The sequence below is a fragment of the Actinosynnema sp. NPDC059797 genome (assembly GCF_042732085.1).
Classification (GTDB): Bacteria; Actinomycetota; Actinomycetes; order Mycobacteriales; family Pseudonocardiaceae; genus Actinosynnema.
Genome location: NZ_JBHWIE010000002.1, coordinates 87,219 through 110,317, shown reverse-complemented (window position 1 = coordinate 110,317; position 23,099 = coordinate 87,219). Strand labels below are relative to the sequence as shown.

The window sequence follows — 23,099 nt, the reverse complement described above, 5'->3', positions numbered from 1 at the left end:
AGGGGCACGGTATCCCCGGGCCCGTCGGTGCCCGGCACTAGGGTGGGCAGGCGTGGAACCAGCCCGCCTGAAGCTCTACGCGTACCTGGATGCGCGCGACCACCAGCGCACGTACCTGGCGATCATGCGGCTGTTCACGTCCACGCTGCTGGCCGACCTGTCCGCGGGCGAGGTCGCGGGCGCCCTGGCCGGCGCCGAGCGCGAGGGCCGGGTCGAGCCCGGCGAGTCGCAGATCGAGAACGTCATCAAGCGGCTCAAGCAGCTGGTCGAGTGGGGCAACCTGGTGCAGGGCAGGCGCGAGGTGGTGGCCTCCAGCATCGCCGAGTTCCAGCACGGCAGCGTGCGCTACCAGGTCGGCAAGCTCGCCGTGCGGGTGCAGCGCGACGTCGACGAGCTGCTGCGCGTGCCCGAGGGCGCGCGCGAGGTGTCGCGGGAGCTGCTGCCCGCCGTGGAACGCGGCCTCGGCCAGCTCGGGCGCACCCTGTCCGAGGCCCTGGTCGGCGAGGCGCGGCGGTCCCGGGAGGCGCTGGCCGAGCAGGTCACCACGCTGTTCCTCCAGCACGCCGAGCTGGCCGCCACCGTGCGCGACTTCTACGCCTACCTCGGGCAGGTCGTGACCCGCCACCACCTGGCGCCGGAGGAGATCTCCGGGTTCCGCAACCTGCTCGTCGAGTACATCCAGATGGTCGTGGAGGACGTGCTGCGGCACACCCCCGCCATCGCCGCCGCGCTGGCCGGGCTGAACGCGGCCCGCGACGAGCTGCTGCGCCTGCTGGGCCGCGCCGACCTGGGCGAACGGGTCGAGCGGGCGCGCGGCCGGTCGGCGGAGGACTGGCAGGAGCTGACCGACTGGTTCGTCGACCGGCCGGGCCGGCCGAGCCAGGTGACGGCGCTGCGCGAGGCCACCGCGCGGGCCATCGGGTCGCTGCTGGCCAGCGTGAAGCGGGCCACCTCGGGCGGCGGGCTGCTGCCCGGCAGGCGCGCCGAGCTGCTCAAGCTGGCCGCGTGGTTCGACCAGGGCGACGCGTCCCGGGGGCACCGGCTGTACGCGGCGGCGTTCGGCCTGCACTCGGCCCGGCACGTCTCGCCCGAGCCGGAGCACGACCGCGACGACGAGCGCACGCCGTGGCGCGACGGGCCCGTGGTGGACGTGCCGGTGAGCGTGCGGTCGCGCGCCGACCGCAGCGGCCGCGGCCGCGCCTCCCGCATCCTCGACGACCCGATGACCGAGCAGTCGCTGCTGGCCGAGGCGCGCGACGCCGACGAGCGGCGGGCCGCGTCCGTCGCCGAACTGGCCGCGGCGGCGCCCGCCCTGGCCACGACGACGCTGTCCGGCGAAGCGCTCGGCGTGCTGTGCGAGCTGCTCACGCTGGCCATGGCGCAGCGCGACACCGCCGCCGACGCGGGCTCCGCCACCGACCCCGTGCGCGGGCTGCGCGTCACCGTCTCACCCGCCGCCGGGCAGGTCACCCGGATCAGGTCCGCGGCGGGCACCCTCACCCTGCACGACTCCACGCTGGTGCTCGACTGATGTTCGACGGCCTCTCCGAGATCGACGCGGCCAACGCCGTGCGCTGCGCCCGCACCCTGCTGCGGCGTCCGCTGCTGCGCGCCGACGGGCCGGACGGCGAACTGGTCGCCTTGACCTACCGCCACCGCGTCACCCTCCAGGACCTGTTCGCGCGGCTGCTCGGCTACCGGCTGGTGGTCGAGCGGCGGTTCGCCCGGCTCTACAAGTCCGGGCCGGTGGACGACGACTCGCGCGGCGTGCCCGGCATGTCGCCGCGCGGCTACGCGTACCTGGCGCTCACCCTCGCGGTGCTCACCGGCGTCGGCCGGCAGGCGCTGCTGTCGCGGCTGGTCGCCGACATCCGCGCCGCCGCCGCCGAGGCCGGTGTCGAGGTCGTCGACGACGTGGCCGACCGGCGGGCCCTGACCGCCGCGCTGCGGCACCTGGTGTCGCTGGGCGTGCTGCACGAGACCGAGGGCACGGTCGACGTGCAGACCGAGGCCCTGATCACCGTCGACACCGACCTGCTGGGGCAGCTGCTCACCGGCCCGGTCGCCGAGGCCACGTCCCCCGAGCGGCTGGTCGAGCTGGCGGCCCGGCCCGGACCGCGCGGCGTCGAGCACGCGGTGCGGCGCAAGCTCGTGGAGAACCCCGTCGTGCTCTACGCGGACCTGCCGCCCGAGCAGGCCGAGTGGCTGCGGCGCAACCAGCGCAAGGAGTCCGCGCTGCTGGAGACGTGCTTCGGGCTGCGCACCGAGCGCCGCGCGGAGGGCGTGCTGGCCGCCGACCCCGAGGACTACCTCACCGACCTGTACTTCCCGGGCACCTCCACGGTCGCCCGGATCGCCCTGCTGGCCCTGCCGGACCTGCTGGAGGCCCCGCCGCGCCCGGACGGGCGGCACCCGGTGGCGGCGGCCGACCTGCGGGCGGTGTGCGCGCGGCTGGTCGAGGACTACCCGACCGCCTGGTCCCGGCAGTTCACCGACGACCTCGACCGGCTGGTCGAGGAGGTGCTGGAGCTGCTGCGGCGCACCGGCCTGGCCGCCCGTTCCGACGACGGCTGGCTGCTCAACCCGGTCGCGCACCGCTGGGTCCCCGTGCCCGACGGCGACCCGGAACGCGAAGTGGAACGACCGGTGGCCGTCCCGGCCGAGCCGAGCTGGTCGCTGTTCGATGAGGAGACCGCGTGAACAGGTGGCGGCTGCACAGGGGCGGCATCGTCAACATCTGGCAGTACACCGAGCAGGTGTTCGACTTCTCCGGCGGGCGCGCGATCTTCCAGGGCACCAACGGCTCCGGCAAGTCGCGCACCCTGGAGCTGCTGCTGCCGCTGTGCCTGGACGGCGACCTGCGGCAGGTCGGCTCCAAGGGCTTCGACACGGTGTCCCTGCGACGCCTGATGCTCGACGACTACGACGGCGGACCCAACCGCATCGGGTACGCGTGGGTCGAGCTGACCCGCGACTCCGGCGAGTTCCTGACCTGCGGCCTCGGCGTGAAGGCGTCCAAGACGTCGCAGGCCATCACCGACTCGTGGCGCTTCGTCACCCCCGCCCGCGTCGGCCACGACCTCTCGCTGACGTTCGACCGCACCCCGCTCGGCCCGGCGCAGCTGCGCGAGCTGATCGGCGCGGACTGCGTGCTGGAGGAGGCCGCGTTCCGGGCGAAGGTCGCCGAGCAGGTCTACGGCGTGCCCGCCGCCCGTTACGGCGACCTCCTGCACCTCCAGCGCACCCTCCGCAACCCGGACGTCGGGCTGAAGGTGCTGGAGGGCCAGCTGGAGCAGATCCTGTCCGACGCCCTGCCGCCGCTGGACCAGGCCATGGTCGAGCAGCTCGCCACGTCGTTCGACGACCTGGAGTCCATCCGCGAGAACATCACCCGCCTGACCACGGCGGACGCCGCGCTCGGCACGTTCCTCAAGACCTACTCGGACTACGCGTCCGGCGGCCTGAAGACCGCCTCGGACAAGCTCGGCGCGGCCGAGGAGAACGTCCGCAAGCTCGAACGCGGGTCGGCCCGGCTGTCCGCGTCGCTGGAGGAGACCCTCTCCGCGCGGGCGGCGGCCGAGCACTCGCTGACGTCGCTGGAGGCGTCGGAGCAGCAGGCCGAGGAGACCATCGGCGCGCTGAAGGAGCTGCCCGCGTTCCGGGACCTCCAGGACCTCCGGACGCGCGAGAAGCTGGTCGCGGAGAAGCGGTCGTCCGCCGTCGCCGCCTTGGAGGTGGCGGCCAGGCAGCGGTCCCAGGAGGACGGGGCGGTCGACGGCGTGCTCCGCCTCCTGCGGCGCCTGTCCGAGGACCTGGGCGCGGCGGAGGAACTGGTGGAGCCGCTGCGCCACCACCTGCGGACGGCCGGCCTGGAGCTGCCGCTGCCCGAGGTGCCGCGCGTCGGCGTCGTCGAGGCCGGGACGCGCACCGAGTCGGTGCGGGCGAAGCCGGACCCCGAAGCGGAACCGCTGCCCATCGAACGCCGCGTGCCGCCCGCCGCGACCGACCTGCCCCTGTCCCCCGCCGCGGCGCGCACGGCGGAGATCGCCTCGTCGGCCAGGCAGCGGGGCGCGCTCGCGCTGGCGCTGGCCGAGGAGGCGGCGGCGCTGGACGAGGCCCAGCGCCGGTTGGACGCGCTGCGGCAGACCGCGGAGGACGCCCGGCGGTCCGCGACCGAGGCTGCGGCGCTGCGGGACGAGGAGGCGCGGGAACTCGCGGAGGTCGCGCAGACGTGGCTGGCGGAGGTGGACGGGTGGCGGACCACCGGCCCCCTCGCCGACGCGCAGCCGCCGACCCCCCTGACCCTCCCCACCACGACCGACCCGACCACCGCCCGAGCCCTCACCACCGCGGCGCGCGAATGGGTGAGCCCCCTGGTGGCGGCGGCCAGGGACCGCGCCCACGCCACGGCGCGGCGCCGGTCGGAACTGACCGAGCTGATCAACGCGCGTGACGGTGAACTGGCGGCCCTCCGCGCGGGCACGTCCCGGGTGCCCGAGCGGTCGAGGTTCACCTCACCCGATCGCGATCCTTCGACGGGCGCGCCGTTCTACCGCCTGGTTGACTTCCACCCGTCGGTGGGGGCGGAGCACCGGGCCGGCCTCGAAGCGGCCTTGGAAGCCTCGGGCCTCCTCGACGCCTGGGTCACACCATGGGGTGAAGATGGCCCGAAGATGTACGGAAACACCGTTACCAACCATCGGTTGAGAGAAACGGACGCCGAAACCACCCCGGAGCCCCCAACCCACAACACCCCGCCCACCACGACCCCGTACACCACCACCGCGGCCGACAACACGCTTGCCCCTGCCAGTGACGCACTTGCCGCAGTCGGCGGGACGCTCGTCGGGTCCGGCGACGTGTTCGCCGTGGCAGGCGAGCCGGCACCGCACCCGTCCCTGGCATCGGTGCTGGTCCCCGCAGTGGGACCGGACTCCCCGGTGCCCGCGCGGACCGTGGCCGACCTGCTCGCCTCGGTCTCCCTGGATCACGGCCCGTTCGCGGTCACCCCGGACGGCCGCTGGCAGGCAGGCGTGCTGACCGGGACGTGGCACAAGGACGCGGCCGAGTTCATCGGCGCGGGCGCCCGCGAAGCCGCGCGGCAGCGCCGGATCGCCGAGCTGGAGGACGAGCTCGCGACCCTGCGCGCGGACCTGGGCACGGCCGAGTCGGACCTGGCCTCCGCACGCCGCCTGGTCGAGCAGTGGGAGGCCCACCTGGAGCGCTTCCCCGCCGACCGCGACCTGGTCGCCCGGCACGGCCGCCTCCAGGGCGCCCAGGAGTCCGCCGACCGCGCCGCCCGACGCGCGGAGCGGCTGCAGGCGGAGTTGACGGAGGCCGAGGCCCGCAACGAGGCGGCGCGCGCGGCGCTGGTCCGGCAGGCCGGTGACGCCGGGCTGCCCGCGACGACCGAAGGGCTCCGCGAAGCCCGCACCGCGGCCGCCGAGGCGCAGCGCACCGCGGACCGGCTGGGTGACGTGCTGGGGCGCCAGTGCCGGGGCACGGTGGCGGACCTCACCGACGCCGGGCACCGGTACCACGCGGCGGTGGAGGATCGCGTGGCGGCCGAGGCCGAGGCGGAGTCGCGGTGCCAGGACTACGCGACGCAGGCGTCGGCGCTGGCCGAGTTGGCCGACGCCATCGGCGGCGAGGCCCGCGAGATCGCGGATCAGCTGTCCACTTTGGAGCGTTCGCGGCGGGAGATGCGCGCCGAGATCAAGCGGGTGCGCGAAGACGTCACCGCCGCCCGCGAGCAGGCCGCGAAGCTGTCGGCCCAGCTCGACACCGCGGCCGAGCAGCTCGGTGACGCGCGCGAGGCCGCGACCCGCGCCGCCGAGCACTTCAGGGCCACCGTCCAGGCGCCCGGGATCCTGGCGGCCGCGCTGCCGGACGTGCCCGCGGACGTGACCTCGGTGCGCGCCGCGCTGGTCGCGGCCGACCGCCGTGCCGCGAGCGAGGCGACCGTGATCGCCAAGCTCCAGGCGTTGCAGACGTCGTTGGCGGGCAGCCACGACATCGCCGCCGACCAGCACGCGGGGCTGCTGACGGTCATGGTCACCGGTGAGGAGGGCGCCCGACCGGTCGCCACCGCCGCGCGCCGGGTGACGGCGAAGCTGAGCGAGCAGAGGGGGTTCCTGGACGACCAGTACCAGCGGATCTTCGCCGACTACCTGATCCGCGACCTCGCCGAGTGGCTGCGCAGCCAGATCGCGGTGGCCGAGGACCTGTGCAAGCGGATGAACGAGGTCCTCGCCCGCGCCAAGTCCAGCCAGGGCGTGCACGTCAAGCTGGCGTGGAAGCACTCGGCGGCGCTGGACGAGGAGACCCGCGACGCCCTGGGCCTGGTCCGCCTGCCCTACGCCGAGCGCGACCCGGAGCAGGACGCGACGCTGCGGAAGGTGTTCACCGAGCGGATCGAGCAGGAGCGCGACACCCACAGCGGCAGTTACGCGGAGGTGCTGGCGCGGGCCCTGGACTACCGGACGTGGCACCAGTTCACCGTGACGGTCGCCGACACCGGGCCGGACGGCGGGCCGCGCGAACGCCGGCTGCGGCAACTGTCGTCGGGTGAGACGCGCCTGATCTCGTACGTCACGCTGTTCGCGGCGGCGGCCTCGTTCTACGACGCGGTGAGCGGTGACTTCTCGCCGTTGCGGCTGGTGCTGCTGGACGAGGCGTTCGAGCGGCTGGACGACCCGACGATCGCGCGCATGCTCGGCCTGCTGGTGGACCTGGACATGGACTGGGTGATCACCTGGCCGAGTGGTTGGGGCGTGTCCGACAAGATCCCGCGCATGCACATCTACGACGTGTTGCGCCCGCGCAACGGTCGCGGTGTCGCGTGCATCCAGACGACCTGGGACGGCGCCGCGCTCGACCGCATCGACCCCTGAGCACCCGAACGCTGAGCACCCGAACCCTGAGCACCCGGAGCACGGGGAGCCCCGACCACGCCGGTTCCCCGGTCCTCGGCTCCCCGGCCCCCGGCGACGCCCGCTCCGGTCGGACCGGTCAGCCCACTCGGCTGGGCGCCTGGCGGCGCACCCCGCCCGCCGCGAGGAACTCGGCCACCGGCAGCGTCGCCGCGCCCAGGGCCACCGACTCCGGCCCCAGTTCGCACAGGGTGATCGACACCTGCTCGAACGGCCGGTGCAGGGCGTGGCGGGCGGCTTCGGCGCGGACGTCGTCGAGGATGCGGGCGCCGAGCAGCAGCCCGGCCCAGCCGCCGACGATCACGCGGGACGGGTTGAACAGGTTGATCAGGTTCGCGATGCCCAACCCCGTGTAGCGGGCGGTCTCGGCGAGCACGTCCCGCGCGGCCCGCGACCCGTCGGCGACCAGCGCGGCTAACGCCGCCTCCTGCTCGGCGGGCACGTCCGGCTCGACCGCCCGGTACCGCTCGACCACGCCGGACGCGCCGATATACGCCTCCAGGCAACCGAGGGCGCCGCACCGGCAGGGCCTGCCGTCGAGGGCGACGGTCGTGTGACCCCACTCCCCCGCACCGCCCGACGAGCCGCGGTAGAGCACGCCGCCGGCGATGACGCTCGCGCCGACGCCCGACCCGATCAGCGCGACCACCGCGTCACCCGCGCCCCGGCCCGCGCCGAACCACATCTCGGCCTGGCCCAACGTGTTCGCGCCGTTGTCCAGGAACAACGGCAGGTCGGTGCCCGCGCGCAGCATCCGCTCCAGGGCGACGCCGTGCCAGCCCACGGTCTGCGCGTAGACCAGCCCCCGCTCGACGAACCCGGGCACGCCGATGCCCACGCCGAGCACGTCCTCCACCCCGCTGTCGCGCAGGCAGCGGTCCAGGCCGTCGAGGACCCGCCCCGCCACGTCGTCGACCGAGTGCACGTCCGGCTCCATCGGCGACGCGGCCACGGCCAGCCGCCGCAGCGTCAGGTCGAACACCTCGACCAGCACGTGCGTCTCACCGACGTCCACCCCGACCACCGCCGCGAACGCGGGGTTGACCCGCAGCAGCACGCGGGGACGCCCACCGTCCGAGTCGACCTGCCCGGCCTCCACCACGACGCCCTCGGAGATCAGCTCGCCGACCACGTTGCTCACCGACGCCTGGCTCAACCCGGTGATCCCGGCCAACTCCTGCCGGCTGCGCGGCTCGTCGAAGTACAGCGCGCGCAGCACTCGCGCCCGGTTGCCGGCGCGCAGGTCGCGCACTGTCAGCTTGCGGTGCACAGCGATCCCCATCAGGCCGGTTGGCGATGTCCGCCACAAGTCGCGGTGGACACACGACGTTATCCCCCCGCACCCCCGGAAGAGCCCGATTCACCGTGCGCCACCGACAGTTTCCGCCCGGACCACCCGTGCGAAGGACCCGAACGGCACCCGTTCCACCGCCCCGGATCGCCACCGTGATCACCACGTCGCCCACCGCGACCGACCAGCACCACAGACCAGCGCCACCGACCGACACCACGAACCGGCAACGCGGGCCGCCACGGCTCACCCGCCGAACCACGTCCGGCACGTCCGGCACCCGGGCGCACCATCGCCCGCCCGGGTCCCGGCGGTCCGAGGTGGTCCTAGCCGGCGGCCACCCAGGACTGGATCATCCGGTAGGCGATCGACGCGCCCGGCGCGAGCAGCAGGTCCGGCACGCTCCCGGGCTCGGCCAGCGCCCGCCGCACGTCGGCCCGGTCGACCCACTTGGCCTGGGCGATCTCGCCGTCCGCCAGGCGCAGCGGTTCGGTCGGGTCGGCCACCGCCTCAAAGCCCACCATCAGCGACCGCGGGAACGGCCACGGCTGGCTCCCGAGGTAGCGGATTTCGCCCACCTCGACGCCGACCTCCTCCTCGATCTCCCGCGCGACGCACGCCTCCAGCGACTCGCCGGCCTCGACGAACCCGGCCAGCACCGAGTACCGCCCCTCCGGCCAGCCCGCGCCGCGGGCGAGCAGGACCCGGTCGGCGCCGTCGTGGACCAGGCAGATCACGGCCGCGTCGGTGCGCGGGTACTCCTCGCGCCCGCACCGCTCGCAGACCCGCGCCCACCCCGACTTGATCGACTCCGTCGGACCGCCGCACACCGCGCAGAACTTCGCCGAGCGGTGCCAGTGGAACAGCGCCACCGCCGAGGTGAACAGGCCCGCGCCGGTGTCGTCCAGCAGCGCGCCGGCCGCCCGCAGGTCCAGCCACTGCTGCTCGTCGGTCAGCTCCGCCTGGAACCACGCCCGCCCGGACGGCGCCGCGACGTCCGTCTCGTCCTCGGTCAGCGGCACCGCCCAGTACGCCACGCCGTCCTGCTCGCCGAGCAGCACGGCGGTGTCCGGCGGCTCGTCGCCGAAGTCCGTGGCCGGGTGGTCGACCAGGCGCGTCCCGCGGTCGGCCACCGGCGCCCGGCCGTGCGCGTCGACGGTGATGACGCGCGACTTCGGCCACAGCTGCGCGAGGCGCCGCTCGTCACCGCGCAGCGGTTCCCGCCGGTCGACGGTGAACCGCGAGAGCGCCGGCAGTTCCACCAGCTCGAAGCTCACGGCAGGGCCACACCGCCCAGCGCCCGCAGCCGCGGCGTCAGCTTGTCGGCGTCGCCCACGAGCACGCCGGTGAACGCGGTGGGCGCGAAGAACTCCAGCGCCACCTCGGCCACCTGCTCGACGGTGACCGCGGCCAGCCGCCCGGGGTGCCCGAGGAACCAGTCCACGCCCAGGCCCAGGCCGGCGAGGTTCACCAGGAACGACGCCAACCCGCCCTGCGACGACGTCGCGGTCAGCAGCGACCCGACGGCGTACCGGCAGGCGGTGCCCACCTCCTCCTCCGACGGCGGCGACAGGGCCATCCTGGCCAGCTCGTAACGGGTCTCCAGCAGCGCCGACGCCGTGACCTCGCTCGCCGTGTCGGCGTCCACCAGCAGCGCCGCGCCGCCCGGCGTGAACTCCGGGTACGACCGCGCGTGGTAGGTGTAGCCCTTGTCCTCGCGGATGTTCTCCACCAGGCGCGAGGAGAAGAACCCGCCGTACACCAGGTTCGCTAGCTGGAGCGCCGGGTACCGCTCGTCGGTGCGCACCAGGGCGCGCGCGGCGAGCCGGATCTGCGACTGCACCGCGCCGGGCCGGTGCACCAGCAGCACGTCGCCGCCCCGGACCACCGGCAGCGGCGACAGCGTCACCGCGGTGCCCTCGGCCGTCCACCCGCCCAGCGCGTTCTCGACCGCCCGCACCGCCGCGTCCGGCGCCACGTCGCCGACCAGCACCAGCACCGCGCCGCGCGGCAGCACCGCCGCCGCGTGCAGGGCCAGCACGTCGTCGCGCGTCACCGACAGGACCTCGTCCGCCTCGGGCATCTCCTTGGCGTACGGGTGGTCGCCGTACAGGTGGCGCTGCAACGCCTCCCGCGCGATCACGCTCGGCTGCGACCGCGCGAGCCGGATCCGCTCGACCAGCCGCGCCCGCTCCCGCTCGACCTCCTCGTTCGGGTAGGTCGCGCCGGTCAGCGCGTCGCGCAGCACGTCGAGGACGGTGTCGAGACCCGCCGCCAGCGCGTTGCCGGTGAACGCCAGCCGCTCCGGGTCCACCGCCGCGTCCAGCTCGCCGCCGACCAGCGCCAGCTCGGTGTCGACGTCCACCCGGCTGCGGGTGGCGGTGCCGGTCAGCACCGTGCTGGCCAGCAGCTCGGCGCGCGCCGCGTGCGTCGAGCCGGTGCTGGAGGACGCCGGGTCCCCGAACGGGATCCGCAGCCGCACCTCCACCAGCGGCACCGACGACCGGCGCACCGCGATCACCCGCAGGCCGTTGGCCAGCGTCGTATCGACGGTGTCCAGGTCCGCCGCCGCCCGCTGCCCGCCCAGCTCCGGGAACGGGCGAGGCCCGAGCGCCGTACGGCCGATCTCCTCGGCGCTGCGGTGCTTGGTCGGGGCGCTCACTCGTTACCTCCGTTGGCCGGGTTGAGGATCAGGACGGCGCGCGAGTCCGGCCGCAGCGCCTTGGCCGCGGCGGCGACCTCGTCGGTGGTGATGCCGGACAGCTTCTCCGGCAGCTCGTACAGCAGCTCGGCCCTCCCGAACAGCAGCTCGGCCGACCCGAGGCCCAGCGTCCGGCTGGTCAGCCGGTCGTGCTCGCGGTGCATGGTCGACGCCCAGCGGGCGGTGACCTTCGCCAGCTCCTGCGCGGTCGGCCCTTCCTCGGCCAGCCGCAGCAGCTCCTCGTCCACCACCGCGATGATCCGATCGGCGGTCACCTCGGACGGGTGGATCGCGGTGATGCTGAACGTGTCGGGGTCGCGCGCCTCCAGCGGCCCGAACAGACCGCACCCGGAGCCGACTTCCACCACGAGCCTGTCGCGGTGCACCAGCCGCTGCTGCAGCCGCGACCCGTCGCCGTCGGTCAGCACCCCGGCCAGGACCAGGTAGGTGAGGTAGCCCTCCACGTCGTTCACCGGGTCCGGGACGCGGTAGCCCAGGGCGAGCGCGGGCATCGGCGCGTGCGCGTCGGTGTGCTCGGCGCGCAGCTCACCCTTCGGCGGCGCCTCGGCGAAGGACGGCCGGGGCGGCGCCGGACGGGCGGGCACGTCGCCGAAGTGCTTCTCGACCAGCGCCTTCGTTGTCTCCACGTCGAAGTCGCCCGCCACCGTCAGCACGGCGTTGCTCGGCGCGTAGTAGGTGTCGAAGAACGCGGCGCAGTCGTCCACGGTGGCGTTCTCCAGGTCGGTGAAGTCGCCGTAGCCGTTGTGCGCGTTCGGGAAGGTCTGGAACAGGACCGGTGGCAGGAGGATCCAGGGGAACCCCCCGTACGGTCGGTTCAGGACGTTGAGTCGGATCTCCTCCTTCACCACGTCGATCTGGTTGCGCAGGTTCTCCTCGGTGAGCTTCGGCGCGCGCATGCGGTCCGCTTCGAGGAACAGCGCCCGCTCCAGTGCCGCCGACGGCAGCACCTCGTAGTAGTCGGTGTAGTCGGGGTGCGTGGAGCCGTTGAACGTGCCACCCGAGGACTGCACGTGCCTGAAGTGGGCGAGCTTCTCCAGGCTCTCGCTGCCCTGGAACATCAGGTGCTCGAAGAGGTGCGCGAACCCCGTCCGCCCCTCCGGCTCGGAGCGGAATCCCACGTCGTAGTGCACGCTCACCCCGACGACCGGGGCGCTGCGGTCTGGTGCGAACACCACCCGCAGGCCGTTGGGGAGCGTGAACCTGTGCAGTTCGGGTAGCGCCATGAGCGCAGCCTACGGGTTTCGGCGGCCACTCGGGCCGCAGGTCACCCGCCGGCCGCGCCACCCCGCTACGCCCATCGCGAACCGACCGGGTTCGGACCGGTCGACCACCGCTCCACGGCCGGGCCCGTTCCGGGTGCACCCGGAACGCGACCCGCACCGACCGGCCACCCCGGCCCGGTGGAGCCACGCGCTTGGGCACCGGGTCGGCTTCGGCCGCCGCGCCCGGCTCCTCACCCGTCGCCCGCGGGGTCGGTGGCCGGACGGGTCAATTGTCGAACGGGTGTTCGACGGGAGGCAAGGTCACCATCGGGTGATCGTGATCAGCCCCGCAGCGACCGCAGGTGCCCGGCCTGCGCCAGGACCCCGTCCAGCGCGCCGAGGAACGTCGGGAACCGGTGGGCGAAACGCCGCAGGTCACCGCCGCTCTCCGCCTCGCCGAACCAGTACAGCCCGGGCCGGGTCCCGGCGAACGCCGCCAACCACCGCTCCGTCTCCCCCAGCACCACCGCGTACGGCAGCGACCGCGAGAACACCATCTCCCGGTCCGCGTCCGGGATGTCCCGGGGCGTCGCCGTGTGCAGGTACCCGCGCAGCCCCCGCACGTGCTCCAGCAGGGCGCTGCCCCGCTTGGTCCGCGCGGGCATCGACCGCGCGCCCACGGCCAGCGCCACCCCCGCCGCGACCACCACCAGCCCGAACAGCGCACCCGTCCCGACCAGCGCCAACACCGCGGTCAGCACCGCGCCCAGCACGCCCAACCCGACCCCGGCCCACCACCACAGGTTCCGCTCGGCGTCCGGCCGCCGCGCGAACCAGTTCTTCGCCACCACGTCGGCGTACAGCGCGTCCCGCACGCGCGACAGGTCGATCCGCCGGCCGCGCAGCTCGGACAGCAGCACCGCGTCCACGCCGTCGGGCAGCAGCGCCTCGTAGACGGCGCGCTCGTAGCCCGACAGCGACGGGTCGGCCGGGTTGCGGCGGACGAAGCGCCAGTCCAGCCCGCCGACCTCCTCGATCCACACGTAGTTGCGCACCGCGAGGTCGACGATCGTCGCGGTCACGTCGACCACGTCCACGTGCTCGTCGACCACGGTGCCGACCTGCCCCGGCAGCACGCCGTCCGGCGAGGCGAACGCCACCCGCCCGGCCGCGTCGGTGACCAGCACGTCCACCGGTCCGACGTCGCTCGCCAGGGCCCGCGCGTCGCGGCCGCGGAGGTACCACAGCAGCACCGCGCCGCCGAGCAGCAGCAGGACCAGCGCGCCGAGCCCGGCGCCGGTCGCCGGGGTCAGCGCGAACGCCGCGGCCAGGCCCGCCGACTCGACCACGCGCGCGTTGGCCGGCGCCGCGCCCTCCTGGAGGCCGACCGCCACGTCGACCCGCTCGCCGGGCGCCAGGCCGATCTCGGTGGCCCGCACGCCGCGCCCGTCGCCCAGCTCCGCGGTGGTGCACGGTTTCGCCGTACCCGGCTCGCCGGCCAGGCAGTTCACCGACCGCGGCGCGTCCGGGGCGATCACCGAGACCCTGACGGAGTCCAGCTCGACGTCCCAGCCGCTCGCGGGCTGCCAGCGCAGTTCGAGGGTGTCGCCGATCTGCGCGACGGCGCCGACGACCGCGTAGGTGACGGTGGACGTGCCCGCCCGGAGTGCGATCGAGAACTCGTCGGCCGATGCTGTAGCCGTGCCCTCGCCGTCCACGGTCGCGTTGGCGACCTCGTACACGCGGTCGCGGTTGCCGCCGACTGCGATGCGTAGCGGGACCACACGATTGGCTGATTTTCCTTCGGGGACGGTCACCACCTCGGTCACGGTCAACCGGCCGTCGCGCTCCAGTTTCAGGCGCACGTCGACGTTGACCGTCCCGGGCAGCCCGGCCGGGCTGCTCGGTTGCGCCACCGCGACGCCTGCGCCCGTGCCCAGCGCGATCGCGCAGATCGCGGCCGCTCCCCAGTTTCTCAACACGGCCGCGCAGGATAGCGGAGTTCCCCTAAGCTCCAATGCTGATTCGGGCATCCGCGACATGGGGGACCACCAGCGATGACGCAACCACCACCGCCGGGTGGCTGGCCGCCGCCACGACCGGTTGGCCCTCCGCCGGTGCCCGCGCCGCTGCACCACCGGCAGCCGCCGCCGACCCGCCAGTGGCCCGCCCAGCAGCCCCCGCCGTCCGGTCCTCCGCCCTGGGGACCGCAGCCCGGCGGTCCCCCGCCGATGGACCCCCAGCAGGTCGGCCCTCAGCAGGTCGGACCCCCTCAAGTCGGCCCTCAGCAGGTCGGGCCCGCGCAGGTCGGGCCGCCGCAGGCCGGACCCCCGCCCTGGCCCGGACCGAACGCCGGACCACCGGTGGCGCCGCCCCAGCCACCCCCCGTGAGCTGGGGTCCGCCACCCGGACCGCCGCCGGGGTGGGGCCCGCCGCCGATGCCCTACCCGCCGCTGCCGCGCAGCAAGAGCAAGGGCCCGCTGGTGGCGGTGCTGCTGATCGGCTTCGTGGTGCTGGGCATCGCGACCATCGGGATCATCGCGGCGACCCGCGACTCCAACCAGGCCGGCGACTCCGGTTACTCCGGGTATTCGAGTTACACCTATTCGCCTGAACCGACGACCACGACCACCACCACGACGACGACCGCGAACGAGACGACGAGACCGTCGGCCAGCACGCCGAAGTCCGGCCCGAAAGCCGTCATCGCGCTCGGCGACAACCCGATCCACTCGGCGGACCTGGGCGCGTTCGACATCGACGGCTGCCCGCTGCCCGCGATGGACTACTCGCCCGCCGGGCAGGACCAGTTCCTGCGCGCCGCGCTGCCGTGCATCGAGGCGATGTGGAAGCCGTCGTTCACCAAGGCCAACCTGCCCTACCAGCCGGTCGAGCTGGTCATGGTGACCTCGCAGATCACCAACACGTGCGGCTCCATGGGACCCGACCGCACCGCCATGTACTGCGACGGCACCATCTACTGGACGCCCAACCACTACGCCAACGAGCAGGGCGCGGCCAACCCCAACCACCCCGGCAAGTACCTGGGCCAGCTCGCCCACGAGTACGGCCACCACGTCCAGTGGCTGTCCGGCATCCTGCGCGCCTCCGGCGAGGCCCAGTACGAGCAGGGCGGCTGGGACACCCCGGCCGGCCTGGAGCTGAACCGGCGCAAGGAGCTCCAGGCGACCTGCTTCGGCGGGATGACGCTGGCCCCGCTGTCGCACGGCGCGGTGCCCGGCGACGTCATCTCGGTCGCGCTGACCGACGCGGGCAACCGCGGCGACTACCCCATCTACCCCAACCGGGACCACGGCGCGCCCGAGCGGAACGCGGCCTGGGTGAACCACGGGTTCAAAAACAACAACACGAGCGCGTGCAACACTTGGGTGGCCGGCGCGGCGGAAGTCAGCTGACCCGACTGGAGGACCGTGCGCACACCCGAGCAGCCCAGGAACAACCCGATCGCGCTCATCGGTGTGTTCGCGCTGATCGTGTCGTGCGTGCTGGGCCTCGGTGCGGTGACCCAGCTGGAGTCGTCCCGGCGGATCGGCGGGCGGCCGGTGGCCGTGCCGGACGCCGCCCCGGACCCCGCGAGGGGCACGGAGGAGCCGCGACCTCGGGCCGTGCACCGGCTTGCCGACCACCCGTTGCTGGTCACGCCCACGAAGCTGCCCGCGGTGGCGTGCGCGTTGCCGGGGTTCGGACTGTCGGACACCCAGTTGTCGACGTACTACAAGGCGGGCACGGCGTGCCTCGACCAGGCGTGGCGGCCCGTGCTGGAGCAGGCGAACCTGCCGTTCTCGCCGCCCGCGCTGGACACGTCCCCGGAGCTGGCCGAGGGGCCGTGCGGCTCGGCGCCCGCGGAGAGCGAGGCGGTGGCCTACTACTGCGGCCGCAACCGGACCATCTACATGCCCACGCGGCGGCTGCGCGACAACGGCGGCGGTGAGCGCGCCGGGTCGCACCTGGCGACGTTGGCGCACGAGTACGGGCACCACGTGCAGGCGTTGAGCGGGATGCTGCGCGCGGCGGACGGCAGGATCGTGGCCTCGGGCGAGCGGACGCCGGCGGGCCTGGAGATGTCGCGGCGGATCGAGCTCCAGGCGAACTGCTTCGCCGGGATGTTCCTGTCGGCGGCGTCCGGGTCGATCGGGCCGGCGCTGGCCGCCGAGGCGGCGGAGGACTTCCAGTACGCGGTGGAGGAACCACCGGAGAAGAACGCGCACGGCAACCCCGAGAACCAGGCCGAATGGGCCTCGGTCGGGTTCGAGGCGGGCACGACGACGGCGTGCAACACCTACGCCGCGCCGACGGCGGCCGTCGGCTGAGAACGCCTGGTCAGCAGGTAGGCGTAGAGGCCGCCGGCGAGACCGCTCAGGCACAGGAGCGTCGCGGCCAGCCTGGTTTCGAACGGCATCCCGGCGGGGGCGCTGGCGGCCGCCTGGACGGTGAACTCGCCGGTGGTGTCGGCGGGGAGGACGACCTCGACGACCTCGTCCTCCTGGTGGCCGCAGCCGTCGAGCTTGACGGTGCGCACCTCGTCGCCGATTTGGACCTCGACGCGGTCGTAGGCGTCCGCGCCGCCGCAGGAGGCAGGTTCGACGACCGTGGCCGGGGCCAGTCGGGTCCCGGTCCCGGTCGAGGCGTTCGGCCACCAGAGGGCGACCACCGCCGCGACGCCCAACAGTCCCGCTACCAGCAGGACCAGCGCCCATCTCACCGGGCTTCGCGGAGCCGCCACAGCGTGGATGGTCGCAGACGGGACGGGCGGTTGTCGTGGGGGTGGGCGGGTGTTCCGGACCGCCCCGGATCACCCGATCGTGATCTTGTCAACCATCGAACACCCGTTCGAAAATCAACCCATGAACAAAACCCCCGAAGTCATCGAACAGGTCGGAATCGCGGCAGGAGACGGGTTCCGATCCCGAGGAGCACCGGCTGATCCCCCGCCTTGGAGCGGGCCGCCGGGCCGAAGAGCGTCGCCGCGCGCCGGCGACGGTCGTGGTCGGCGGCGGCCGGGTCGATCGCGGTCGCCGAGGCGTGGGTTCCCGGCCCGCGCACGGCCGGCTTGGCCACACCGGCTCTCGTAGCCTGCTGGTTCGGAGGTGCCGGCTCACCGCATGCCCGTGGTTCGCCCGGCCACTGGCGGCGGTGAACAGGTGACTGCCGGACCTGCGACAGCCGCGGACACACGACTCCGACGGACCGCGACCGGTCTCGGCCGCCCACGAGCGCGCAATCCGCCGAGCGCACAGTTCGCCAAACCGACGGGCCGACAGGCCGACAGGCCGTCGAGCCGACGTTCGTCCAGCGCGAGCCAACCAGTCAACCGAGCCGACCAGTCAGCCGAGCCGACCGGCTCAACCTGCCCTGCCTGCCGAGTGCGGGCCGTAGCCGGCCAGCCGAACCAGCCAACCAGCCGATTCACCGGCCGAGTCGGCCGGTCGGCCAACCAGCGAATCAGCGAATCAGTCAGTCGAGTCCCGTCGGACTCGCCTGGGGAAATGAATGGTCATCGGGTTCGATCCGTGGCGGTCCCTAGATCGAAGCGACGCGGAATCGCGGCCCGGGACGTCGCAGAATGAGGAGGTGTCGACTGCTGCCAGAGTACTGGTGATCGAGGACGCGGAAGCGATCGGTGCGGCGGTGAGTTCCGCCCTCCGGGACGCGGGTTACCAGGTACAGGTCCGGCCGGACGGTCGGGACCTGGAAGGCGAGCTGAGCCGGTTCCGCCCGGACCTCGTGGTGCTCGACGTGATGCTGCCCGGTCGGGACGGCTTCGCGTTGTTGGAGGTGATCCGGCGGACCAGTGGGGCCGGGGTGGTGATGTTGACCGCCCGGGACGGCGTGTCCGATCGGCTGCGAGGGCTGGACCGGGGCGCGGACGACTACGTGGTGAAGCCGTTCGTGTTGGCCGAGTTGGTCGCGCGGGTCAGTGCGGTGCTGCGGCGGTTGGGGCGCACGCCGTCCACCGTGCAGATCGGTGACCTGGTGGTCGACGCGGACTCGGCGGTGGTGCTGCGCGGGAGCGCGCCGATCGAGTTGACCGCCACCGAGCTGCGGCTGCTGCGGTACCTGGCGGCGCAGCGCGGGCGCGTGGTGGGCAAGACCCAGATCCTCACGGCGGTGTGGGGTTACGAGGACTACGACCCCAACCTGGTGGAGGTGCACGTCAGTGCCCTGCGCCGGAAGCTGGAGGAACACGGGCCGCGTCTGCTGCACACCGTGAGAGGGCTGGGCTACGTGCTCAGGGCTGACGAGACGTGAGCCTGCGGACCGTCTCGCTGCGACGTCGGGTCACGCTGTACGTGATCGGCGTGCTCGGGGTGGTGCTGCTCGGGGTGGTGCTGCTGGTGGACGGGCTGTTCGCGGCCCAGTCCAAGCGGGATGTCGAGACCGCGTTGCTGGAGAAGGCGCGGGTGGCTCAGCAACTGGTCAAGCAGCACGTGCGCGGGGCGGACCTGGTCAACCGGTTGGAAGGTCGGGGCGTGGAGGTCCGGCTGGTCATGCCGGGCGGGGCGGTGTTCGGGAAAGCACCTTCGGAGGGGGTGGCCAACCAGGTCGATCGGGAACTGGTGGACGGGTCGGTGATCACGCTCTACGCCGAGTCGTCGGTGATCACGGCCGCGCAGGTGCGGCTGCGACGGTTGTTGCTGCTGGTCGGGTTCGGTGGGCTGGCGGTGACGGCGGCGGCGCTGGTGTGGACGGTGCGGCGGGCGTTGGCGCCGTTGGACGCGATGACCACGCTGGCCCGCTCGATCGCCAAGGGCAAGCGCGGGTACCGGCTCAACCCGTCGTCGACGGACAACGAGCTGGGCCGGACGGCGGCCGCGTTCGACGACATGCTGGATTCGCTGGAGGGATCGGAGGAGAGGACCAAGAGGTTCGTGGCCGATGCGGCGCACGAGCTGCGGACACCCATCGCGGGCGTGCAGGCGGTGGCCGAGGCGCTGATGCAGACCTCGGACGCCGAGGAGCGGGAGCGGTTGAACCTGCTGCTGGTGCGGGAGTCACGGCGGGCCGGGCGGCTCGTGGACGACCTGCTGGCGCTGGCCAGGATCGACGTCGGGCTCGAACTGCACCGCGAACGCGTGGACCTGCTGGCGCTGGCCGAGGCCGAGGTGGGGCGGACGCGGTTGCTCGCGCCCGACTTCGACATCGAGGTCGAGGGCGTGTCGGTGTTCGTCTCCGTCGACCCGCAGCGGTTAGCGCAGGTGCTGGCGAACCTCGCCGACAACGCCCGGCAGGCCACCGGCCTCTCAGGGCGGGTGAGGCTCTCCGTGTCGGCGGCGGGTGGCTTCGCGCTGCTCGTGGTGTTCGACAACGGGCCCGGGGTGCCGCCTGGCGACCGGGAATGCATCTTCGACCGGCTGGTCCGGCTGGACGAAGCGCGTGATCGGCGGTCGGGTGGCTCGGGGCTCGGGCTGGCCATCGCGCGCGGTGTGGTGCGAGCCCACGGAGGGGAGCTGACCTGCACGGATGCCGACCAGGTCACCGCCTTGATGCGGGATGACGTCGATGAGCCGACGCTGAGGATGAGAGGGGTGATGGATGCGGCCAAGGGCATGACCGGCGATCGGATGACCGGCGATCGGATGGCCGGCCATGGGGTGGCTGACCGTGAGAGGACTGACCGCGAGGTGGCCGGTAGTGGGACGGCTGACCGCAAGGTGGGCGGCGGCGATCCGAGTGTTGGCGATTCGAGTGGCGGCGGTCTGAGGATCGGCGGCTCGAGGATCGGCGGCTCGGGTGCCGGCGACCCCGGCGGTTCGGATGGTGGTAGACCGGCGGCGGCTGGGCGTGGGGCGGCGTTTGTGGTGCGGTTGCCGCTTGTGGAGTGACGGTGGTTTCGGGGACGGTGCTTGCGGAGGGTGGGGCGGCGGTGGCAGGTGGGTTGGGTCCACCTGCCTTCGCCGCTCCGCTTCCTCGGGCTGCTCCCTCGAGCCTGCTCCGGCGACTTGCTCCGGCGACTTGCTCCGGCGGCCTGTTCCGGCGGCCTGCTCCCTCGAGCTGCTGCTTCGACCTACTCCTTCGGCGGGGTGACCTTCTTGACGTAGAGGAGGCGGTCGCCTGCTTCCACCGCGTCCGCTTCCGGGGCGTCGATCCGGTATAGGGTGCCTTCGCGCACCACGCCCAGCACGATGTCCGGCAGGTGTCGGGGTGAGCCGCCGATTTCGGAGGGTTCCACGTCCCGTTCGGCGATGGCCAGGCCCGCGTCCGGGGTCAGCAGGTCCTCGACCATGTCGACCACCGACGGGGTCGCCGTCGCCATGCCCAGGAGGCGGCCCGCCGTCTCGCTGGAGACGACCACCGAGTCGGCTCCGGACTGGCGCAGGAGGTGTTCGTTCTCGCGTTCGCGCACCGAGGCGACCACCTGGGCCTTCGGCGCCAGCTCGCGGGCGGTGAGGGTGACCAGGACCGCCGTGTCGTCGCGGTTGGCGGCCACCACCACCGCCCTGGCCCTGGGCACGCCCGCCACGCGCAGGACGTCGTTGCTGGTGCCCGAGCCGTGGACGGTGACCAGTCCGATGGCCGACGCGGCGTCCAGGGCTTCCTGGGAGGTGTCCACGATGACGATCTGGCCGGGGTCCATGCCGTCGCCCATGAGGGCGCTCACCGCGGACCTGCCCTTCGTCCCGTAGCCGATGACCACCACGTGGTCCCGCACCTTGGTCCTCCACTTCTGGATGCGCAACGCCTGGCGCGAACGCTCGGTGAGCACTTCTAGGGTCGTGCCGACCAGCACGATCAGGAACAGCACCCGCAGGGGCGTGATCACCAGGACGTTGACCAGGCGGGCGTGGGAGCTGACGGGCGTGATGTCGCCGTAGCCGGTCGTGGAGAGCGACACCGTCGCGTAGTACACCGCGTCCAGCAGGGACAGGCCGTCCTCGTTGACGTCGCGGTAGCCGTCGCGGCCGATGTAGACGATCAGGACCGCCGCGGTGAGCGCGGCGGTGGCGCCGATGACCCGCTTGACGATCGAGCGGACCGGGCTCTGCGACGAGTCCGGCATCCTGATCACGCCGACGAGCGTGTGGCCCGGTCGTTCGGCCAGCGGCTCGCCGTGGTGGGTCCGGCGGATCATGACAACCTCTCCGGGAGTAGCCGCCACAGCCTGGCCGCGGCCTCGGCGCCGCGGAGCAACTGGGGCACGACGACGCGCTCGTTCGGCGCGTGGATGCGATCATCCGGCAACGTCGCCCCCAGGTACACGACCGGCACGCCCAGCCACCCGTGCAGCAGCGCCGCCGGGCCGGAGCCACCCGTTCGGCTGAACCTCACGGGCTGCTCGAACGCGGCCTCCACGGCGTCGCGCACCGCGCCGACCGCCGGGTGCGCCACGTCCACCGCGTACGGCGGCGTGCCGTCGCCGGCCGGGATCACCTCGGAGCGCAGGCCGGGCGGGGTGTGGGCCCGGACGAACTCGCGCAGCGCGTCGGCGACCCGCTCGGGCCGCTGGTCGGGCACGAGCCGGAACGACAGCTTCACCGACGCCTCGGCGGGCACGATCGTCTTCAGGCCGGGCCCGGTGTAGCCGCCGCTGATGCCGTTGACCTCGGCGGTCGGGCGCACCCACACCCGCTCCAGGGTGGACCAGCCCGGCTCGCCCGACAGGGCCTGCGCGCCGCCCGCGTTGGCGAGCCACACGGCCTCGTCGAACGGCAGCGCGGCGTAGTCGGCGCGCTCGGCCTCGGTGGGCTCCACCACGTCGGCGTAGAAGTCGCGCAGCCGGACGCGCCCGTCGTCGTCGTGGAGTGCCGCGACGAGCCTGGCGATCGCGGTGGCCGGGTTGGGCACGCTGCCGCCCGCGCGGCCAGAGTGCACGTCGGAGTCGCCGCCGGTGAACACGACCTCCGCGCCGTAGACGCCGCGCTGGCCGGTGCAGACCGTGGGCGCGTCCCGCGCGTACAGCGGGGTGTCGGTGAACACCACCAGGTCGCACGCGAGGTCGTCGCGGTGGTCGTCGAGCAGCCGGGTCAGGTGGGGCGAGCCGGACTCCTCCTCGCCCTCGACGAACAGCTTGAGCGTCACCGCGGGCCGGGTGGCGCCGGTCGCGGCGAGGTGGGCCCGGACGCCGAGCAGGTGCATCGCGACCTGCCCCTTGTCGTCGCTCGCGCCGCGCGCGAACAGCTCCTCGCCGACGAGGGTCGGCTCGAACGGCGGGTGCTGCCACCGCTCGACCGGGTCGACCGGCTGCACGTCGTGGTGGCCGTAGACCAGCACGGTCGGCGCGTCGGGGTCGGCGGCGGGCCAGCAGGCGTACACGGCGGGCAGCGCCGGCCCCGAGTCCCAGACGCGGACGTCGGGCCAGCCGTCGCGGCGCAGCGCGTCGGCGAGCCAGCGGGCGGAGGCGAGCACGTCGCCGCCGTGCGCCGGGTCCGCGCCGATCGACGGGATGGCCAGCCACTCGCGCAGCCCGGCCAGGAAGTCGGCGGCGGACGCGGCCACGGCCGCCCGCTCGGGATGTTCCGGTTTTTCGGGATCACCGCTCACGTTGCGGGAGGATAACCCCGGGAGCGCCGTTCGCGGGCCGACGTGACAGGGTGGGCTCATGGAACCCACTCGTTCCCGATCGTGGTCGGGGCCGGCGCTGGCGGGGCTGCTGGGTGTGGCAGGTGTCACGCACTTCGCCAAGCCGCGCCCGTACGACTCGATCGTGCCGCGCTCGCTCCCGGGCAAGCCGCGGACCTGGACTTACGCCTCCGGGGTCGCGGAGGTGGCGCTGGCCGCCGCGGTCGCCGTGCCGCGCACGCGCCGGCTGGGTGGGAAGTTGGCGGCGCTGTTCTTCGCGGCCGTGTTCCCGGCGAACGTGAAGATGGCCCTCGACCACCGCACGAAGTCGCCGAAGGCCAGGGCGATCGCGTACGGGCGGCTGCCGCTCCAGGTGCCGCTGGTCCTGTGGGCGCTGCGCGTGGGTCGGTCGACGTCCTGATCACCCTCAGCGC

General features: G+C 73.7%; 16 protein-coding genes. 8 read left to right on the top strand and 8 right to left on the bottom strand.

The features are described 5' to 3' along the window. Positions 1-52: 52 nt before the first annotated feature. The 3 genes from ACFV4N_RS01405 to ACFV4N_RS01395 are packed head-to-tail and all read left to right on the top strand — an operon-like array spanning position 53 to position 6,893. The gene (locus ACFV4N_RS01405) at positions 53-1,531 is read left to right on the top strand and encodes a DUF2397 domain-containing protein (protein WP_499670506.1); all 1,479 of its coding nucleotides are present in this window, start codon (positions 53-55) and stop codon (positions 1,529-1,531) included. Further along, positions 1,531-2,700: a TIGR02678 family protein gene (locus ACFV4N_RS01400; RefSeq protein WP_499670505.1), complete on the top strand. Its 1,170-nt coding sequence runs from the start codon at positions 1,531-1,533 to the stop codon at positions 2,698-2,700. Before ACFV4N_RS01405 ends, ACFV4N_RS01400 begins: the two co-directional genes overlap by 1 nt. After that, positions 2,697-6,893, top strand: a complete 4,197-nt coding sequence (locus ACFV4N_RS01395) for an SbcC/MukB-like Walker B domain-containing protein (protein WP_499670504.1) — start codon at positions 2,697-2,699, stop codon at positions 6,891-6,893. The genes ACFV4N_RS01400 and ACFV4N_RS01395 overlap by 4 nt, the downstream gene beginning before the upstream one ends. A 118-nt stretch (positions 6,894-7,011) precedes the next feature. Here the strand turns inward: ACFV4N_RS01395 and ACFV4N_RS01390 are convergent, their stop codons facing one another. From ACFV4N_RS01390 to ACFV4N_RS01370, 5 genes are all read right to left on the bottom strand, one after another. After that, positions 7,012-8,214 (bottom strand): ROK family protein, encoded by a 1,203-nt coding sequence (locus tag ACFV4N_RS01390; RefSeq protein ID WP_499670503.1) that lies wholly within the window; start codon positions 8,212-8,214, stop codon positions 7,012-7,014. Between the two features lie 335 nt (positions 8,215-8,549). After that, positions 8,550-9,500, bottom strand: coding sequence for an NAD(+) diphosphatase (nudC, locus tag ACFV4N_RS01385; RefSeq protein WP_499670502.1), 951 nt, complete (start codon positions 9,498-9,500; stop codon positions 8,550-8,552). Beyond that, a complete protein-coding gene (locus ACFV4N_RS01380) occupies positions 9,497-10,885 on the bottom strand; it encodes a M16 family metallopeptidase (RefSeq protein ID WP_499670501.1) in 1,389 nt (462 codons plus the stop codon). The genes nudC and ACFV4N_RS01380 overlap by 4 nt, the downstream gene beginning before the upstream one ends. After that, positions 10,882-12,168 (bottom strand): M16 family metallopeptidase, encoded by a 1,287-nt coding sequence (locus tag ACFV4N_RS01375; RefSeq protein ID WP_499670500.1) that lies wholly within the window; start codon positions 12,166-12,168, stop codon positions 10,882-10,884. The genes ACFV4N_RS01380 and ACFV4N_RS01375 overlap by 4 nt, the downstream gene beginning before the upstream one ends. 320 nt (positions 12,169-12,488) lie before the next feature. Beyond that, on the bottom strand, positions 12,489-14,129 hold the full coding sequence (locus tag ACFV4N_RS01370; protein WP_499670499.1) for a DUF2207 domain-containing protein: 1,641 nt from the start codon (positions 14,127-14,129) through the stop codon (positions 12,489-12,491). Between the two features lie 456 nt (positions 14,130-14,585). Here ACFV4N_RS01370 and ACFV4N_RS01365 point away from each other — a divergent pair, with 456 nt between their 5' ends. Both ACFV4N_RS01365 and ACFV4N_RS01360 read left to right on the top strand, forming a co-directional pair. Continuing rightward, on the top strand, positions 14,586-15,563 hold the full coding sequence (locus ACFV4N_RS01365) for a neutral zinc metallopeptidase (protein ID WP_499670498.1): 978 nt from the start codon (positions 14,586-14,588) through the stop codon (positions 15,561-15,563). A gap of 15 nt (positions 15,564-15,578) precedes the next feature. After that, positions 15,579-16,478 (top strand): neutral zinc metallopeptidase, encoded by a 900-nt coding sequence (locus ACFV4N_RS01360; RefSeq protein ID WP_499670497.1) that lies wholly within the window; start codon positions 15,579-15,581, stop codon positions 16,476-16,478. Here the strand turns inward: ACFV4N_RS01360 and ACFV4N_RS01355 are convergent. Beyond that, positions 16,448-16,891 (bottom strand): hypothetical protein, encoded by a 444-nt coding sequence (locus ACFV4N_RS01355; RefSeq protein WP_499670496.1) that lies wholly within the window; start codon positions 16,889-16,891, stop codon positions 16,448-16,450. The genes ACFV4N_RS01360 and ACFV4N_RS01355 overlap by 31 nt on opposite strands. An 848-nt stretch (positions 16,892-17,739) precedes the next feature. On the opposite strand from ACFV4N_RS01355, the gene ACFV4N_RS01350 reads away from it, so the two are divergent. Both ACFV4N_RS01350 and ACFV4N_RS01345 read left to right on the top strand, forming a co-directional pair. Further along, a complete protein-coding gene (locus tag ACFV4N_RS01350) occupies positions 17,740-18,417 on the top strand; it encodes a response regulator transcription factor (protein WP_499670495.1) in 678 nt (225 codons plus the stop codon). Then, complete coding sequence (locus ACFV4N_RS01345; RefSeq protein WP_499670494.1) at positions 18,414-19,991, top strand: sensor histidine kinase; 1,578 nt, start codon at positions 18,414-18,416, stop codon at positions 19,989-19,991. The genes ACFV4N_RS01350 and ACFV4N_RS01345 overlap by 4 nt, the downstream gene beginning before the upstream one ends. A gap of 182 nt (positions 19,992-20,173) precedes the next feature. Here the strand turns inward: ACFV4N_RS01345 and ACFV4N_RS01340 are convergent, their stop codons facing one another. Both ACFV4N_RS01340 and ACFV4N_RS01335 read right to left on the bottom strand, forming a co-directional pair. Continuing rightward, positions 20,174-21,238, bottom strand: a complete 1,065-nt coding sequence (locus tag ACFV4N_RS01340; protein ID WP_499670493.1) for a potassium channel family protein — start codon at positions 21,236-21,238, stop codon at positions 20,174-20,176. After that, on the bottom strand, positions 21,235-22,647 hold the full coding sequence (locus ACFV4N_RS01335) for a M20/M25/M40 family metallo-hydrolase (RefSeq protein WP_499670492.1): 1,413 nt from the start codon (positions 22,645-22,647) through the stop codon (positions 21,235-21,237). The genes ACFV4N_RS01340 and ACFV4N_RS01335 overlap by 4 nt, the downstream gene beginning before the upstream one ends. 58 nt (positions 22,648-22,705) lie before the next feature. Between ACFV4N_RS01335 and ACFV4N_RS01330 the strand changes: the two genes are divergently transcribed. Continuing rightward, positions 22,706-23,086, top strand: a complete 381-nt coding sequence (locus ACFV4N_RS01330; RefSeq protein ID WP_499670491.1) for a DoxX family protein — start codon at positions 22,706-22,708, stop codon at positions 23,084-23,086. Positions 23,087-23,099: the final 13 nt, after the last annotated feature.